Origin of the sequence: Burkholderia sp. E168m22 (assembly GCF_001319805.1) — a bacterium.
GTDB lineage: Bacteria > Pseudomonadota > Gammaproteobacteria > Burkholderiales > Burkholderiaceae > Burkholderia > Burkholderia orbicola.
In genome coordinates this window covers 35393-51275 of the sequence record NZ_BBSK01000143.1, presented here as the reverse complement: position 1 = coordinate 51275, position 15883 = coordinate 35393, and the positions used below count along the sequence as shown (strand labels likewise).

Here is a 15883-nt window from a genome sequence, read left to right as displayed (position 1 = left end):
TTGCCGCAGTTTCAATCGGAGCCCGCGCTTGTTCGATCTCACGTCCCTCGCCCTGTTCGTCCGTGCAGCCGAGCTGGGCAGCCTGTCGCGCGCCGCGCAGCAGTCCCACATGTCGCTCTCCACCGCGAGCCGCCGGATCGCGCTGCTCGAGCATCATTTTCGCGTGGTGCTGCTGAACCGCACGGTGGCCGGCGTCGAACTCACACCCGCCGGCGAAGCGCTGTTGCGCCACGCGACCGACCTGCTGCTGCGCACCGATGCGATCTACAGCGAACTGTCCGACTATACGAAAGGCGCGGTCGGCCGCGTCCGCGTGTTCGCGAACATCTCGGCGATCAGCCAGGATCTGCCCGATCAGTTGCGCACCTTTTCGCAACGCTATCGCGACATCAAGCTGCAGATCAGCGAGCTGAGAAGTTCCGACATCCTGCAGGCACTGCGCGAAGGCCGCGCGGACGTCGGCATCGTCACGTCGCGCACCGCGCCCGAGGGCATCCACCTCGCGCCTTACTGCATGGATCGGGCCAGCGTGGTCGTCCCCGACGACTACCCACTCACCGGCGATTCGATCGATTTCAGCGCGTTGCTCGACCACGATCTGGTCGCGCTCGACGACCGCTCGGAACTCACGCGTGCGCTCGTCAGGGAAGCGGCGCTGCTCGGCAAGTCGGTCCGCTTCCGCGTGCAGGTGCAGAGCTTCGAAGCCATGTGCCGGCTGATCGCGGCAGGGCAAGGCATCGGTATCCTGCCCGAGCGCGCGGTCGCGCTGTTTCGCGAACCGATGCGCCTGCGCTTCATTCGCCTCAACGTTCCGTGGGCCAATCGCGTCATGTCGGTCGGCATTCGCGCCGGCGCCGTGCCGCTGCCGACGCGCAAGCTGTTCGAGTTTCTCGCCTCGTTCGCACCGCCTTCGCTCGTCTCCGGTGAAGCCGGGCAATCGAACGACTGACTGCGCCGCCACGCGTGTGTGCGCGCCGGCGTGTTGCAGATTTTCGAAGGTCCCGTTCACGAATCCGCACTTCCTGCCGATGCCGGCGACGCAGTAGATTCGACGGACAGATTCAATAGTCCGCCGGTTACCGCAACGGAAGAGACACGGGAGACATGCCGACGCGATCCGAGGGGAATCGGATGCAGCGTTGCGTATCAAAGGCCGCCGCGCAGCAGTTCGACGCGGCCCGGCTCGCGCAGCTCCCCGTGTCTGCCCCTCCCGTGCGGGACGCCAGCTTCATCATGGAGGCTTCCCGCAACATGAAGAACCCGCACCGCATCGCGGTCATCGCCGGCGACGGCATCGGCAAGGAAGTGATGCCCGAAGGCCTGCGCGTGCTGCGCGCCGCCGCGGCCCGCTTCGACATTCCGCTGGCGTTCGACGAGTTCGGCGACTGGTGTACCGATCACTACGTTCGCCACGGCACGATGATGCCGGCCGACTGGGCACGGCAGATCGGCGCGCACGACGCCATTTTCTTCGGGGCCGTCGGCGCGCCCGATATCGTACCGGACCACGTCGCCGTGTGGGAATCGCTGATCAAGATCCGGCGCGAGTTCGATCAATACGTGAACCTGCGCCCGGTGCGCCTGATGCCGGGCGTGCCCGCGCCGCTCGCCGGGCGCCAACCGGGCGACATCGACTTCATCGTCGTGCGCGAGAACACGGAAGGCGAGTATTCGTCGGTGGGCGGCCGGATGTTCACCGGAACCGACCGCGAGATCGCCGTGCAGCAGTCGGTTTTCTCGCGCGTCGGCGTCGACCGCGTGCTCAGGTTCGCATTCGAACTCGCCCGCTCGCGCCCGCGCAAGCAGCTGACGGCGGCGACGAAATCCAACGGCATCTCGATCACCATGCCGTTCTGGGACGAACGCCTCGCGGAAATGGCCCGGTCGTTCCCGGACATCGAAACGCGCAAATATCACATCGACATACTGTGCGCGCACTTCGTCCAGAATCCGGATCGCTTCGACGTCGTCGTCGCCTCGAACCTGTTCGGCGACATCCTGTCCGACCTCGGCCCCGCGTGTACCGGCACGATCGGCATCGCGCCGTCGGCGAACCTGAACCCGGAGCGGCGCTTCCCTTCGCTGTTCGAGCCGGTGCACGGCTCGGCGCCCGACATCGCGGGCCGCGGCATCGCGAACCCGATCGGCCAGATCTGGTCGGCCGCGTTGCTGCTTCAACACCTCGGTCGCGGCGAATCGCGCTACGAAGCCGCGGCCGCCGAAATCGTCGCGGCGATCGAATCCGTGCTCATCGCCGGCCCGCGCACCCGCGACATGGGCGGCACGGCCAGCACCGAAGAACTGGGCGCCGCGATTGCACACACCATCGCGAATCCCGCATCGATCGAGGAATGACCCATGCAATTTGATCACTACATCGGCAACGCCCGCGTCGTACCGAATACCGGCGAGCGGATCGACGTCGTCGACCCGAGCACCGGCGAACCGTTCGCGACGATCGCGCGCGGCGATGCGACCGACGTGCAGCGCGCCGTTTCCGCCGCACAGCGCGCGATGGGCGACACGCTCGACGGCCCGTGGGCGAAGCTGTCGCCGGTCGAACGCAGCAACCTGCTGTTCGCGTACGCCGCGGCCGTCTCGCAGCATGCGGACGAACTCGCGCAGCTCGAAGCGCGCGACACGGGCAAGGCGCTGAACACCGCCCGTACCGATGCCGCGGTGCTCGCGCGCTACCTCCAGTACTACGCCGGATGCGTCGACAAGCTGCACGGCGACACACTGCCCTACACCGCCGGGTTCACGGTATTGACGGTGCGCGAACCGATCGGCGTGACCGGCCACATCATTCCGTGGAATTACCCGATGCAGATCTACGGTCGCTCGGTCGGCGCGTCGCTCGCCGCCGGCAATGCGTGCGTGGTCAAGCCGGCGGAGGACGCGAGCCTGTCCATTCTGCGGCTGGCGGAAATCGCGGCCGAGGTCGGCTTTCCGGCCGGCACCGTCAACGTCGTCACGGGGCTGGGCGGCGAAGCCGGCGCGGCCCTATCGGCCCATCCCGGCATTCGTCACATCTCGTTTACCGGATCGACGGGAACGGGCGCGCTGGTCGGCCGCGCGGCCGCCGAGCGTCACTGCCCGGCAGTGCTCGAGCTGGGCGGCAAGTCGCCGCAATTGCTGTTCGACGATGCCGATCTCGATCAGGCGCTGCCCGTCATCGTCAACGCGATCGTGCAGAACGCGGGGCAGACCTGCTCGGCCGGCAGCCGCCTGCTCGTCCAGCGCACCGTCTACGAACGCGTGCTCGATCGTCTCGCGCAGCAATTCGAGCGGCTGCGTTCGGGGCCGCCGTCGATGAATCTGGAGATGGGGCCGCTCGTCAATGCAAAGCAGCATGCACGGGTGCGGGCCATCGTCGAGCGCGCGCAGGCCGACGGCATTCGCGTGGCGGCGCGCGGCACCATCGCGGCCGGCGCATCGGGCGCAGGCTACTACCAGGAAGCGGTGCTGTTCCGCGACGTGCCGCCCGACAGCGAGCTCGCGCAGGAAGAGGTATTCGGCCCGGTGCTCGCGGCCATGCCGTTCGACGACGAAGACGCGGCGGTCGCCCTCGCGAACGGCACGCAGTATGGCCTCGTCGCGGGTGTCTGGACCCGCGACGGCGCCCGCGCGCTGCGGCTCGCGCGCAAGCTGCAGGCCGGACAGGTCTTCATCAACAACTACGGCGCGGGCGGCGGCGTGGAACTGCCGTTCGGCGGCGTGAAGGCAAGCGGGTATGGCCGCGAGAAAGGCTTCGAGGCATTGCTCGGCTTTACCGCGCTGAAGACCATCGCGATCCGGCACGATTGATCGCGGCCACGCTGCGACGGCCGTTCGGGCCGTCGCCGGAGAATCGCCATGTCCCGACTGACCATCGTGGGCGCCGGCCGCGTCGGCCAGACGCTCGGCAACCTGATCGTCGCGAACCGTGTCGTCGACGTGGGGCAAATCTACGCTCGTGACATCGCGCGCGCCGCCGTGGCATTCGTCGGCGCCGGCCGACCGGTCGATGATCTTGATCGGGCCGAGCCCGCCGACATCTGGCTGCTGTCCGTACCGGACACCCGGATACGATCCCCCCAAAAGCCATCAGCCCATCGTCTGCGCGAACGACTTCAGATACTTCATGCCCGTGTCGCACATGATCGTCACGATCGTGGCGTCCGGGCCGAGCCGTTCGGCGAGTCGCAATGCGCCGGTTACGTTGGCGCCGGTCGACGTACCGCAGAACAGCCCCTCCTCCGCGGCCAGTCGGAACGCCATGGCTCTTGCGTCCTCCGTCGAGACGCGCTCGAGTTCGTCGGCGATGCCGTCGCGCCAAAGCGGCACGACATAGCCCGCGCCGATCCCGTCGATCTTGTGCGCGCCGGTCGATCCACCCGACAGCACCGCCGATTCGGCCGGCTCGACACCGGCGATCCGGATGCGTGCGTCATGCTCGCGCAAGCGCCGCGAAATCCCGCGCAGCGACGCAGCCGTGCCGACGCTCTGGACGAAACCGTCGAGACGGCCGCCGGTCTGCTCCCAGATTTCGTCGGCCATCTTCGTATAGGCGTCGAGCTGATCGGTGTTTTCCATCTGCGCGGTGATGTATGCGCCCGTCTCGCCGGCAATCCGATGCGCCTCGCGAATCATGTCCTTCGTCAGCTTCCCGGTTTGCTTGCCGTTGTCGCTCGGGACGAGCGTCAGCTCCGCGCCAAGCAGGCGCATGTGATCGAGCTTCTCCTTCGAGAACGCATCCGACGAGACCAGATGCAGCGGATGCCGCTTGACGGCGCACACCAGCGCGAGCGACACGCCCGTGCTGCCACCGGTGTACTCGACCACCGCGCCGCCGGGCTTCAGACGCCCATCGCGCTCGGGCGCTTCGATCATCGCGAGCGCGATCCGGTCTTTCATGCTGCCGGTCGGATTCTGACTTTCGAGCTTGACGAACAGACGCGCGCCGTTCTTCGGGACAACGTGTCGTAACGGGACGAGCGACGTGTTGCCGATCGTGTCGAGGATGCTGCCGGGAGTCGATTTCATGTGGACCTCTGAAGTGAGCGAACGGGCAAGACCCGGCGGGTAGCCGTCAGGTCGCATGACCGAGCAGCGCGACAGCGAACGTGAGCGTTGCCGCGAAGCCGGTCAGGAAAGCGATCGTGCGAACAACCGGAATGCCAGCGGCGTAGACGACGTAGTGAACCAGCCGCGCCCCGAGATAGAGCCTGGCCGAGAACACCGTCGCCGGGCTGCTCGCACCCGTCATTGCGCACATCAATACGAGCGGGGCGAACACGGCAAGATTCTCGATCGCGTTCGCATGCGCACGCCGTGCGCGCTCCGCCCACGGTGGATCGGGCGGATGGGACGGATCGGGATTGCTCAAGGCCGCCATCAGGCCGCGTGTCATGATTCTGGCCAGCATGTAAGGAATCCACATCAGCAGCGTCGCGATCGCGGTCAGCGTCAGCAGGTGAAGTTCTGGCGAAAATGTCATCGGATTGGCCTCTGTCGGACTGAGCCGCAGGCGGGATCTGCGGATGCCGGAAATGCTTCGCAGTCTAGACTCGGGACGAGGCCGCTCGCCATAGTCATAAATGACATTAATAGCGACATTCACGACAGCCATTCGACATGAAAGCCACTATCCGTCCGACCGGAAAATCCGATGCATGGGCGGGGTAGCGCAAGCGCGCCACGCGCCGCCCGCTGCATTCAATCAGACCGTACGCGACACGAGCTCGCCCAGAACCGTGTCCAGTGCGACATGGCCGTGCAGGATTTCTTCAGGATCACTTTCGAAATCGATCCAGCCTTCGTTGAAGCCGTCCAGCATGCGCATGCGGGGGAGCGGATGCTTCATGCCCTGCGCGCGAAACAGCGCTTCCCACGTTCGTCTGTCGACGGCTTCCGCGCGCACGTCCCGGCCCAACACGCGAGCGAAGGCCAGCGCGAGATCGTTGGGGCTCACCCGGCACGGGCCTTCGAGCTCGACGACACGCACACCGTGCCACGTCTGCTGGAGCAGTTGCGCCGCCACGCGGCCGACGTCCGCGGTGGCGACCATCGGCACAGGCTTGTCGAGCGGCTGCAGGTAACTGGCGACGACGCCCTCGTCGCGCGCGGACGCGACATCCCACGCGGCGTTCTCCATGAACCAGCCGGGCCGCAGGAACGTCACCGGCATCGGCATCTCGCGCAGCGCCTGCTCCATCAGCGCGAGTTGCGTGAGCAGATTGGGCTCGTCGGCCTGCGCGCCGATCGTCGACAGGCACACGACCCTGTCGGGGCGCGCCTTCAGCAGCGCGGCGGACACGGCCTCGATCACTTTCCGCGCTTCGGGAAACCCCGGCGCCGGATCGAACACCGGCGGCAGCAGGATGAAAACGCCCGTCGCGCCGGCGAATGCGTCGGCGAGCAACGCCGGGGCTTCCATGAAAGCCGTTGCGATCTCGCACCCGCGCGCCGCCCATGCCGCTGCCCGCGTCGCGTCGCGCACGACCGCGCGCACGGGCCGACCCGAGGCCAGCAGTTCACGGGCCAGTGCGCCGCCGACCTTGCCGGTAATTCCTGTGATTGCATACATTGCTCGTTCTCCATGTGTGAATACGTGGGTCGCATTCTGGACAAACGCCGACCAAAACAAAACGACATGGATGGCATCAGATAAGTGACAACGCGTCATCAATTCGGCATGATCGACACGGACGCCCGGCGTGGCTACGCTGTGCGGCGTCGGCGTGTCGGCCTTCAGTGGGTCGTGCGCGATCCGCCACCCGTATTCAGTCGAACCACCATGAGATCCAGTAGCGAGAAGCTGTCAGGCAGCATCAGCGTGTTCGCCGCCGTCGTCGATGCCGGGACGTTTTCGGCTGCCGCCGACGTCATCGGCATGACGCCGCCGGGCGTCAGTCGAGCGATCGCGCGGCTGGAAAAAAGGCTGAACATCCGGCTGTTCAACCGAACGACGCGGTCGGTGTCGCTGACCGAAGAGGGCCGCCGCTTTTACGAGCAGGTCATGCCCCATCTCGCCGGGCTGGAGGAAGCCGCCGCGGCGGCCGCGGGCGGCGCCTCCGCGGTGCGCGGCAAGCTGCGAATCAATCTGGATCCGGTCGTCTACCGCGCCATTCTCGGGCCACGGCTCGATGCGTTCATGGACGCGCATCCCGAACTCGAAATCGAGCTCATCGCGCGAGACAGCCTGGGCGACCTCGTGATGGACGGCTTCGACCTCGCCGTGCGCTTCGGCGAACCGCGGGCATCCAGCCTGATCGCGAGAAAGCTGCTCGATACCGGCGTCGTGACGGTCGCGGCGCCCTCGTACATCGCGCGCCGGGGACGGCCGGCCAAACCCGAGGACCTCGAAGACCGGCACCACCGCTGCCTGGAATTTCGCAATCCGGAGACCGGCAAGCCGTTCGCGTGGGAATTCCATCGCAAGCGCAAACGCATCGTGGTCGACACTCGCGGACGCCTCACGGTCAACGATCCGGGCGCGCTGCTCAACGCGTGCCTCGCCGGCTCCGGCATTGCGCAGATGCTGCTGCTCGGTGCCGAGCCGCTGATCGCCGACGGCCGGTTGATCAACCTCTTTCCCGAATGGGCCGACGAGCGGTATCCGCTATACGCGTATTACCCGTCCCGGCATCACGTGCCGGCCAAGACCCGCGCATTCCTGGATTTCATCAGAATTTGCTCCGAGAAACCCCGCCATTGATGCCGGGAAGGAAAGGAGTGCTGTTGACAGACAGCTTCTTCCACGGGTTAGGATCACCTGCATGATCCTCGTCTACCGCTACCGCGTGAAGTCGCTCAACGGACTGCTTAACAAGCAGAGCCGCGCGGTGAACTACGTCTGGAACTTCTGCAACGACACGCAGAAGCACGCGCTCAAGTGGAGCAAGAAATGGCCGACCGGATTCAACCTGAACGTGCTGGCGACCGGCAGCAGCAAGGAACTCGGTATTCACTCCGGCACGGTCAACGCGACGTGCGAGCAATATGCGAAGTCGCGCAGTCAGCGCCGTCGGCCCTACCTGCGCTATCGCGGCAGGAAATCGTTGGGCTGGGTGCCGCTGAAGGGGCGTGACCTGAAGCGCGAGGGTGACGCGTTCCGTTTCGCCGGCAACACGTTTCGGGTGTTCAACAGTCGACCGCTTCCCGAAGGCAAGATCAAGGACGGCACCAACTTTGCGCAGGATGCACGCGGCAACTGGTTTCTCAACATCGTGATCGAGATGCCCGATGTGCAGGCCCGCCCGATCCGTTCCGGCGTCGGTATTGATCTCGGCCTGAAAGACTTCGCCACACTTTCGACCGGCGAGAAGCTGCCCAATGACCAGTTCGGTCGACGAGCGGCGGAAAAGCTGGCGAAAGCGCAACGGGCGCGAAAGCACAAGCGGCATATCGCGAAGCTGCACGCCAAGGTCGCGAATGCGCGTGCCGATTTCCAACACAAGCTCGCGCTCGATCTGGTGCGGCGCTTCGATTACATCGCGGTCGGCAACGTGTCGGCTGTCAAACTCGCCAGAACCAGGATGGCGAAGAGCGTCTACGACGCGTCCTGGTCGTCCTTCCGAAACAAACTCCGTTACAAAGCGGTCGCGCACGGGGCCACGTTCGAGGAAGTGGACGAAAGCGGTTCCACCCAGTCCTGTTCGTCGTGCGGGTCGAAAGACAGCGCGACGCGGCCGAAAGGTATCGCGGGACTGCGAGTAAGAGAATGGGCCTGCAGTGACTGTGGTGCCGAGCATGATCGTGATATCAACGCTGCGCTGAACATTCTCCGATGCGGACGTGCATCGCCAGGTGTGGGAATCCGCCGCCTTTAGGCGGTGGAGGACGTCAAGGTCGAACTGACGGGTATTCACGGGGGCGTCGGCGCACGCTAGTGGTGTTCGCTACCGATTGTCGGCACGCAACTCCCGCACCCCACGGCCGAGCCTGCGGCGCAACAAGGCCCGCAACGTCGCCGAATCCGCGTAACCCACTTCGCTTGCGATCGTCTCCAGGTCGTAACCCATCGACACGAGGTTCTGCGCCCGTTCGATTCGGAGATCCTGGAAGAACGCCAAGGGCGACTTCCCGAGTACCGCCTCGGTACGGCGCTGCAACGTGCGTGGTCCCACGGCCAATGCAGCCGCCGCTGTCTGAAGCGAGAAACCGAGGGAAAGATGCTCGCGGGCCCAGCGCTCGAATCGCGCGATCAATGGATCGGCGTGTGCAAGGTAATCCGGAATGATGTATTCGGCCTGCGACGAACGCTTGTCGATCAGCATGAAGCGGGCCACGAGCGTGGCCAGTTCGGGACTGGCCTGACGTAGCAACCACAGCGCCAGGTCGAGATGGCCCATGGCCGATCCTGCCGTGACCACGCGATCCGCGGCGACGACCATGCGCGAATCGTTCAGATCGACTGCCGGATAACGTTGACGGAAGAAAGGCGACAGCGACCAGGTGGTCGTCGCCTCGCGATGATCCAGCAGCCCGGCTTCGGCCAGCAAGAACGTACCGATACAAGCGGCGGCGACGCCGACGCCGTCGGCATGCCACGCACGAAGGTGCGCCATCGCATCGCACACGTCCCGACGCTGCAGCGTCTCGATCAGGCGCTCCGGCTCCCTGATACCGGGCGCGGGCACGGCCACCCAGTCCGGGCGACGCACGCTGCTGGCCGGTTCCACCAGCATCGACAGTCCATGCGCAGTGCGAACGCGTTTGCGCACGCCCGCCACCGTCACGTCGAAGGGCGGCGCGGCGAAGCCTTGGGCAGCAGCTAGTTCGTTGGCCATCGCGAAGGTATCCAGCAGTACCGTCAGCCCGGTGTCGAACAGACCCTCGAGGGCCAGGATCGTCAATCTCATGTCGTAAACATCTCTATTAATGTCATTTACGACTATAGCCCGGTTTCGGGGCAAAGCCTAGACTGCGTGGCAACGTGGTGAAGACATCAGCTGCCTCGGTTTTCAATGACATCACACGTTTCATCTCGACCGCATCGGAGCCGCACGTACGGATGCGGTTGCGGTCCTCTAACCTCATTGGCTGGGAAACACTCAACATGTCCAGAACCATTCTGATCACCGGCGCCAGCAGCGGCTTCGGCCGCGACACCGCGGAAACACTCTCACGTGCCGGGCACCGGGTATTCGCGTCGATGCGTGACGTCGCCGGCCGCAACCGGCCGCATGCCGATGCGCTGCGGGCGAGCGGCGTGCAGGTCGTCGAACTCGATGTGACGGACGATGCGTCCGTCGAGCGCGGCGTCGCCTCCGTGCTGGAACATGCCGGGCGTCTCGATGTCCTGATCAATAACGCTGGTATCGGGTCGGCCGGCGTTTCCGAGGCGTTCACGACGAAGCAGGTACAGGCACTCTTCGACGTGAATGTATTCGGCATCCAGCGCATGTCGAGAGCGGTATTGCCGACCTTCAGAAAGCAGGGCGAAGGCCTGATCGTGAACGTCGGCTCGATACTCGGCCGCGTGACGTTTCCGTTCTTCGGTCTCTATGGCGCATCGAAGTTCGCGATCGAAGCGTTGACCGACAGCTACCGCTACGAATTGTCGACGTTGGGCATCGACGTCGTTCTCGTTCAACCGAGCAACTATCCGACGAATATCTTCGGCAGCGCGCAGCGGCCCGCCGACGCCGCGCGCGTGCCCGGCTACGGTGAAGCCGGTGCGATTCCGGACAAGATGGTCGAGACGTTGATGACGTTGTTCGCGAGCGACCACGCGCCGGACCCGCACGACGTCGCCGAAGCCATCGCTCAACTCGTCGAGCAAGCACCGGGCACGCGCCCCGCGCGTTGGGTCGTGGGTCAGTCATTCGGCGCCGACGCCCTCAACGCTCAAGCAGCAGCGATTCAGGCGCAGACACTGGAGAGTCTCGGGCTCGCGCACCTCGCCGGGCCGCAAGGACAATCCGCGGCGGCGTGAAGATACGTTCGCGGCAGAAAACGTCCGTCGACGCGATGGTCCACCGACTACGCGTCGGACAACGATGACGGTGAACCGCACATCCGCGAACGCTCGCTGAGCAGCGTATCGCGGTCTCTCCCATACGACGCCCTATGCGCCGACCATGCCGACCGTCACACCCGTGGTCAATCGCGTTTCAGTGTCGACCTCAGAAACTGTCCCGCCACGAAGATGTCGCGCTCCACTGCGCGTCGCGCCGCGGCGGCATCCCGCCTGTCCAGCGCATCCATCAGGTCTTCGTGGGCGTCGTTCAACACGGCGGAGGCTTCGGACGTGTCGAAGAGGCGGTTCGAGATCGGGCCGGCCTTCAGCCACAGCGTATCGATCAGCTCGAACAGCAACGGCGAGCCGGCCGCCTTGTAGAGCAGGACATGGAAGTCTTCGTTGGCGGCGAGGTAATCGGTGGCTTGGTCGGCCTTCAACGAAACCGCGGGCTGCTTCAGCGTTGGTTTGTCTCCCGCGGACTTCCTGGCGCGAGCCGGCTGATCCGCAGGGTGTTTCAACGCCTTCGCCATGCGCTGGCAAAGCTTGCGCAGCGTGGCGAGTTCGGCCGGCTCCAGCCTCAGGCAGCCGCGCTCGGCGGCCTCGCCTTCGAGCAGCATGCGCATTTGCAGCAGGTCGTCGAACTCGGGCACCGTCAGCCTGGGGACGATCGTTCCGGCGTTGGGCACGTTCACCAGCGCACCTTCGGCAGCCAGACGCTGCAGCGCGGCGCGCACCGGCATCTGCCCCACCCCCATCTCGGCTGCCACGTTGCGGATCTTCAAGCGCTCGCCGGGAAGGAAGCGGCCTACGGTGACCCATTGCCGCAACGTGGCGTAGATCGTGTCTTGCTGAGTGGTGGTGGGTTCGATGTCGTGACTCATGAATCGGCAGCGGCGGTGAGCGAAGCCAGCACGGTGTCGAATGCGGCGAGCAGGCGCTGCACGTGCATCCGGGTCGTGTCAGGGCAGACGAGCATCATATTGTGAAAAGGCGTGATGAGTACGCCGCGGTTCAGCAACGCCAGATGCAGCGCGTGCTCCAGCTCGGCATCCATCACCGCCTCGGCCTGGCTGCCGTTGCGCGGCGGCTGCGGGCAGAACTGGAACTCCACCCGGGCGCCCACCTGGGTGACGCACCAGGGCAGGCCGTGGCGGGCGATGATCGTGCGCAGCCCGGCGGCCAGTTGCTCGGCCAGCGCGTGCATCGGGGCGAAGACCTCGGGCGTCATCAGATGCGTGAGCGTGGCGCGCATCGCCGCCATGGCCAGCAGGTTGGCGGTCAGCGTGGTGCCGATGCCCGAGTGGCCCGGCGGTGCCGTGCGCTTGGCGGCCTCGGCGCGCTCGGCCAGTGCGGCGCTGAAACCATAGGCTGCGCACGGCATGCCGCCGCCCAGTGCCTTGCCCACCACCACGGCATCGGGCTGCAGGCCGTGAGCGCACGCATAGCCGCCGGGGCCGCTGCTGAGCGTGTGGGTCTCGTCCAGTACCAGCAGGCTGCCGTGGCGGCGGATGAGGTCTTGCGCCTGCGCCCAGTAGCCCGGTTCGGGCAGCACCATGCCGATGTTGGTCATCACTGGCTCGGCCAGGACGCAGGCCACGTCGCCCGGGGCCAACGCGGCTTCCAGCGCGGCCAGGTCGTTGAATTCCACCACGCGCGTGGTGATGGTGAGATCGTGCACCTGGCCCAGCAGGCTGGCGCGTTGCGTGGGTTGGCCGTCCACCAGGTCGACGAAGACGTCATCGACCGTGCCGTGGTAGCAGCCGTTGAACACCAGCAAGGTACGCCGCCCGGTGGCGGCACGTACCCAGCGCAGCAAGAAACGGTTGGCGTCGCTGGCCGTCATCGCGAACTGCCATTTCGGCAGACCGAAATGCCGAGCCAGCAATTCACCCACGACGGATGCGTCCTCGTTGGGCAGCATGGTGGTGAGGCCCTGCCGTGCCTGGGTCGCCAGTGCCTCGGTCACGACGGCGGGCGAATGGCCGAACATGGCGCCCGTGTCACCCAGGCAGAAGTCGGCCAGCGTGTGACCGTCCACATCGGTGAGTTGTGCCCCCTGGGCCTGGGCCACGTGCAGCGCGAAAGGCGTCGACCAGTCGTTCATCCAGTGCAGCGGCACGCCGAACATCAGCTGCGGCGCGGCGCGTGCGGACATCACCTGCGACTTCGGGTTGCGTTGCGCGTACTCGGCGCGCTCATGGGCGAGCAAGGCCTGTACGCGTTCGTGCTCGATGCCGGTATGTGGAAGCGTGTGGTTCATGACGGACTCCTCAAACCAGCAGTAACAGGTGCTCTCGTTCCCACGAACTGATCACCCGGTTGTAGGTGGAAAATTCCAGTTCCTTCACCGCGCAGAACGCGTCGACGAAGGTTTCGCCCAGTACCTCCTTCATCGCATCGCAGGCACGCATGGCCTCGATGGCGTTTTCGAGATGGCGCGGCAGTTCGTGGGCGACGTTCCACGCGCTGCCTTCGGTGGGCTCGCTGGGGTGCAGCCGGTCGCGCATGCCGATGTAGCCGCAGGCCAGCGTGGCGGCCATGGCCAGATAGGGATTGGCGTCGACGCCGGGCACGCGGTTTTCAACCCGGCGGGCGCCGGGGCCGGACTTGGGGACGCGGATACCGCAAGTGCGGTTGTCCTGGCCCCAGCGCACGTTGATGGGTGCCGACATGTAGGGCGCCAGCCGCCGGTATGAATTGACGTAGGGCGCCAGCATCGGCATCACCTGCGGGATGTAGGTTTGCAGTCCGCCGATGAAGTGGTGGAAGTGTTCGCTGGCGGTGCCGTCGGTATTGCTGAAGATGTTGCGGCCTTCGCCGTCGTTGATGCTCTGATGAATGTGCATCGCGCTGCCGGGTTCGCCCTCCATGGGTTTGGCCATGAAAGTGGCAAATACGCCGTGACGCAGCGCCGTCTCGCGCACCGTGCGCTTGAACAGGAAAACGCGGTCGGCCAGGTCGAGCGGTTCGCCGTGGCTGAAGTTGATCTCCATCTGCCCCGGGCCGGCCTCGTGGATAAGCGTTTCCACGCCTAGCTGGTGCTGGTCGCAGAAGGCGGACAGTTCCATGAAGAAGGGATCGAAATCGTTCACCGCGTCGATGGAGTAGCTCTGCCGCCCCACCTCGGGCTTTCCGGTGCGCCCCAGCGGCGGCTGCAGCGGCTCGTGCGGGTTCTGATTGCGCGCCACCAGGTAGAACTCCATCTCGGGTGCCACGACGGGCTGCCAGCCGCGTGCTTCGTACAGCGCCAGCACGCGGCGTAGTACGGCGCGGGGCGACAGTTGCACCGGCTGGCCGTCCCATTCCAGGCAGTCGTGGATGACCACGGCCACCGGTTCGGCTGCCCAGGGCACGATGCGCACGGTGGCGGCGTCGGGCTTGCAGACCATGTCGGGGTCGGTGTCGCCGACGAAGGGGCTGTTGTCGGGCTGTTGCCCGTTCACGGTGTTGAGCAGCACGCTCTTGGGGATGCGCATCTCGCCCGACGCCGTGAACAGATCGCGCGGCAGGATCTTGCCGCGCGCGATGCCCGTCATGTCGGGGATGACACACTCCACCTCGCGGATGCGGTGCCGGGTCAGGAAGTCGCTCAAAGCGTCGTTCATCGCATGTCACTCATGATGTGATCACAACATTGTGTGTTTATCGATGATATCTCGAAAATAATCATGTTTGTGATCACAAATTCATCCCAATGAACTACAGGACAACTCGCGACAGCGCGAACACCTCCGGTCGCAGGTCCATGAGCATCCCTTGGGTACGGTTGTGCTGACCGACCCTCTCCAGCCGTTTTCAGCGTCGAATAGCAAATGGCCGGTCTGAATGCAGAGCCGGCCATTGCTTTTTATCGGCCATTGATTGCCAAGGCCGAGGTCCGGAAAGGGACCTACCGTCGGATTTCCGAGTGGAGCAGTCGTTTGGCCGTCAGTTTCGGAGATGGAACTGCCGGCTGCTTCCGGCCGGCAACCGCCAGTCGATCCCCCCGCCGCTTCGCCGCCGAGCACGGTCGGCGGCACCGCGACGACACACACCGACGCGCTCGTGCCGGCACTGAAGGCGATCGACGCGACCGCATGTCCCCCGTCGCGCCGATCACCCCCGCTCAGATCTGCTGCTGGCCGCCATCGACGAACAATTCGATGCCGTTCACGAAGCTCGCGTCGTCCGACGCCAGGAACAGCGCCGCGCCCGCAATCTCGCCCGGCTCGCCGAGGCGCCCCATCGGAATCTGCGCCGCCAGATAATCGGCAAGCCCCTGCCGCTGACCCGCATCGTCGCCGGCGAGATCGAGCAGGCCGGGCGTGCGGGTCGCGCCCGGGCTGATCGTGTTCACGCGGATGCGTCGGTCCTTGAGGTCGAGAATCCAGCTACGCGCAAACGCACGCACCGCCGCCTTCGAAGCCGAATACACGCTGAACGCAGCGGTGCCCGCGCTACCCGCCGTCGAGCCGGTCAGGATCACCGATGCGCCATCGGCCAGCAGCGGCAGCGCCTTCTGCACGGTGAACAGCACGCCCTTCACGTTGCGGTCGAAGGTGTCGTCGTAGTGCGCTTCGGTGATGCTGCCCAGCGGCAGCATCGAACCGCCGCCGGCGTTCACGAACAGCACGTCCAGGCGCCCCTGTTCTTCCTTGATTTGCGCATACAGCGCGTCGAGCTCATCGAGCTTCGTGGAATCGGAACGCACGCCGGTGGCCGTGCCGCCGGCTTCACGGATACCCGCCACGGCGGCATCGAGTTCGGCCTGACGGCGGCCCGTGAGATAGACGTGCGCCCCTTCAGCGGCGAAGCGTTGGGCGGTGGCCAGGCCGATGCCGCTGGTGGCGCCGGTGACGAGTGCGATCTTGTTGTCGAGCTTGCGTGCCATGGTATTGCTCCTTTCGTTTGATCAGTGGGTGTTTCGGTTGGGTGTTACGTGCTGCGATGTGAGGA

Annotated in this window: 14 protein-coding genes; 6 read left to right on the top strand and 8 right to left on the bottom strand. The window is 65.5% G+C overall.

Annotation, left to right across the window (positions count from 1 at the left end):
* The first annotated feature begins 28 nt into the window (after nt 1-28).
* From AP428_RS31785 to AP428_RS31775, 3 genes are all read left to right on the top strand, one after another.
* The gene (locus AP428_RS31785) at nt 29-949 is read left to right on the top strand and encodes a LysR family transcriptional regulator (RefSeq protein WP_054928643.1); all 921 of its coding nucleotides are present in this window, start codon (nt 29-31) and stop codon (nt 947-949) included.
* Between the two features lie 302 nt (nt 950-1251).
* Nucleotides 1252-2355, top strand: a complete 1104-nt coding sequence (locus AP428_RS31780) for a tartrate dehydrogenase (RefSeq protein WP_011549093.1) — start codon at nt 1252-1254, stop codon at nt 2353-2355.
* Between the two features lie 3 nt (nt 2356-2358).
* Nucleotides 2359-3807, top strand: a complete 1449-nt coding sequence (locus tag AP428_RS31775) for an aldehyde dehydrogenase family protein (protein WP_011549094.1) — start codon at nt 2359-2361, stop codon at nt 3805-3807.
* Between the two features lie 279 nt (nt 3808-4086).
* Here AP428_RS31775 and AP428_RS31770 read toward each other — a convergent pair whose 3' ends face one another.
* The 3 genes from AP428_RS31770 to AP428_RS31760 form a co-directional block, all read right to left on the bottom strand.
* Nucleotides 4087-5025: a PLP-dependent cysteine synthase family protein gene (locus AP428_RS31770; RefSeq protein WP_011549095.1), complete on the bottom strand. Its 939-nt coding sequence runs from the start codon at nt 5023-5025 to the stop codon at nt 4087-4089.
* A 46-nt stretch (nt 5026-5071) separates the two neighbouring features.
* A complete protein-coding gene (locus AP428_RS31765) occupies nt 5072-5602 on the bottom strand; it encodes an MAPEG family protein (protein ID WP_226135358.1) in 531 nt (176 codons plus the stop codon).
* A gap of 99 nt (nt 5603-5701) precedes the next feature.
* The gene (locus AP428_RS31760) at nt 5702-6568 is read right to left on the bottom strand and encodes an NmrA family NAD(P)-binding protein (RefSeq protein WP_011549097.1); all 867 of its coding nucleotides are present in this window, start codon (nt 6566-6568) and stop codon (nt 5702-5704) included.
* Nucleotides 6569-6778: 210 nt separating this feature from the next.
* Here AP428_RS31760 and AP428_RS31755 point away from each other — a divergent pair, with 210 nt between their 5' ends.
* Both AP428_RS31755 and AP428_RS31750 read left to right on the top strand, forming a co-directional pair.
* Nucleotides 6779-7699 carry a LysR family transcriptional regulator gene (locus AP428_RS31755; protein WP_011694939.1) on the top strand — a complete coding sequence of 307 codons (921 nt, stop codon included), beginning with the start codon at nt 6779-6781 and terminating at the stop codon, nt 7697-7699.
* A 61-nt stretch (nt 7700-7760) separates the two neighbouring features.
* Nucleotides 7761-8813 carry an RNA-guided endonuclease TnpB family protein gene (locus AP428_RS31750; RefSeq protein WP_054928642.1) on the top strand — a complete coding sequence of 351 codons (1053 nt, stop codon included), beginning with the start codon at nt 7761-7763 and terminating at the stop codon, nt 8811-8813.
* Between the two features lie 69 nt (nt 8814-8882).
* Here AP428_RS31750 and AP428_RS31745 read toward each other — a convergent pair whose 3' ends face one another.
* Entirely contained in the window at nt 8883-9845 is a 963-nt protein-coding gene (locus tag AP428_RS31745; RefSeq protein ID WP_011549100.1) for a GlxA family transcriptional regulator, read from the bottom strand.
* 77 nt (nt 9846-9922) lie between these two features.
* Here AP428_RS31745 and AP428_RS31740 point away from each other — a divergent pair, with 77 nt between their 5' ends.
* Nucleotides 9923-10921, top strand: a complete 999-nt coding sequence (locus tag AP428_RS31740) for an SDR family oxidoreductase (RefSeq protein WP_227745889.1) — start codon at nt 9923-9925, stop codon at nt 10919-10921.
* A 167-nt stretch (nt 10922-11088) separates the two neighbouring features.
* On the opposite strand, the gene AP428_RS31735 is transcribed toward AP428_RS31740, so the two are convergent.
* The 4 genes from AP428_RS31735 to AP428_RS31720 all read right to left on the bottom strand — a co-directional run bounded on the left by AP428_RS31735 (nt 11089) and on the right by AP428_RS31720 (nt 15818).
* Complete coding sequence (locus tag AP428_RS31735) at nt 11089-11829, bottom strand: GntR family transcriptional regulator (protein ID WP_011549102.1); 741 nt, start codon at nt 11827-11829, stop codon at nt 11089-11091.
* Nucleotides 11826-13208 (bottom strand): aspartate aminotransferase family protein, encoded by a 1383-nt coding sequence (locus AP428_RS31730; RefSeq protein ID WP_011549103.1) that lies wholly within the window; start codon nt 13206-13208, stop codon nt 11826-11828. The genes AP428_RS31735 and AP428_RS31730 overlap by 4 nt, the downstream gene beginning before the upstream one ends.
* A 10-nt stretch (nt 13209-13218) precedes the next feature.
* Nucleotides 13219-14553 carry a glutamine synthetase family protein gene (locus tag AP428_RS31725; protein WP_011694940.1) on the bottom strand — a complete coding sequence of 445 codons (1335 nt, stop codon included), beginning with the start codon at nt 14551-14553 and terminating at the stop codon, nt 13219-13221.
* Between the two features lie 500 nt (nt 14554-15053).
* A complete protein-coding gene (locus AP428_RS31720) occupies nt 15054-15818 on the bottom strand; it encodes an SDR family NAD(P)-dependent oxidoreductase (protein WP_011549106.1) in 765 nt (254 codons plus the stop codon).
* Nucleotides 15819-15883: the final 65 nt, after the last annotated feature.

Excerpts from the sequence above, each read along its gene's own strand:
- AP428_RS31780 (WP_011549093.1), top strand. The coding sequence starts at position 1,252 with ATGAAGAACCCGCACCGCATCGCGGTCATCGCCGGCGACGGCATCGGC.
- AP428_RS31775 (WP_011549094.1), top strand. The coding sequence starts at position 2,359 with ATGCAATTTGATCACTACATCGGCAACGCCCGCGTCGTACCGAATACC.
- AP428_RS31770 (WP_011549095.1), bottom strand. The coding sequence starts at position 5,025 with ATGAAATCGACTCCCGGCAGCATCCTCGACACGATCGGCAACACGTCG.
- AP428_RS31760 (WP_011549097.1), bottom strand. The coding sequence starts at position 6,568 with ATGTATGCAATCACAGGAATTACCGGCAAGGTCGGCGGCGCACTGGCC.
- AP428_RS31755 (WP_011694939.1), top strand. The coding sequence starts at position 6,779 with ATGAGATCCAGTAGCGAGAAGCTGTCAGGCAGCATCAGCGTGTTCGCC.
- AP428_RS31750 (WP_054928642.1), top strand. The coding sequence starts at position 7,761 with ATGATCCTCGTCTACCGCTACCGCGTGAAGTCGCTCAACGGACTGCTT.
- AP428_RS31745 (WP_011549100.1), bottom strand. The coding sequence starts at position 9,845 with ATGAGATTGACGATCCTGGCCCTCGAGGGTCTGTTCGACACCGGGCTG.
- AP428_RS31735 (WP_011549102.1), bottom strand. The coding sequence starts at position 11,829 with ATGAGTCACGACATCGAACCCACCACCACTCAGCAAGACACGATCTAC.
- AP428_RS31730 (WP_011549103.1), bottom strand. The coding sequence starts at position 13,208 with ATGAACCACACGCTTCCACATACCGGCATCGAGCACGAACGCGTACAG.
- AP428_RS31725 (WP_011694940.1), bottom strand. The coding sequence starts at position 14,553 with ATGAACGACGCTTTGAGCGACTTCCTGACCCGGCACCGCATCCGCGAG.
- AP428_RS31720 (WP_011549106.1), bottom strand. The coding sequence starts at position 15,818 with ATGGCACGCAAGCTCGACAACAAGATCGCACTCGTCACCGGCGCCACC.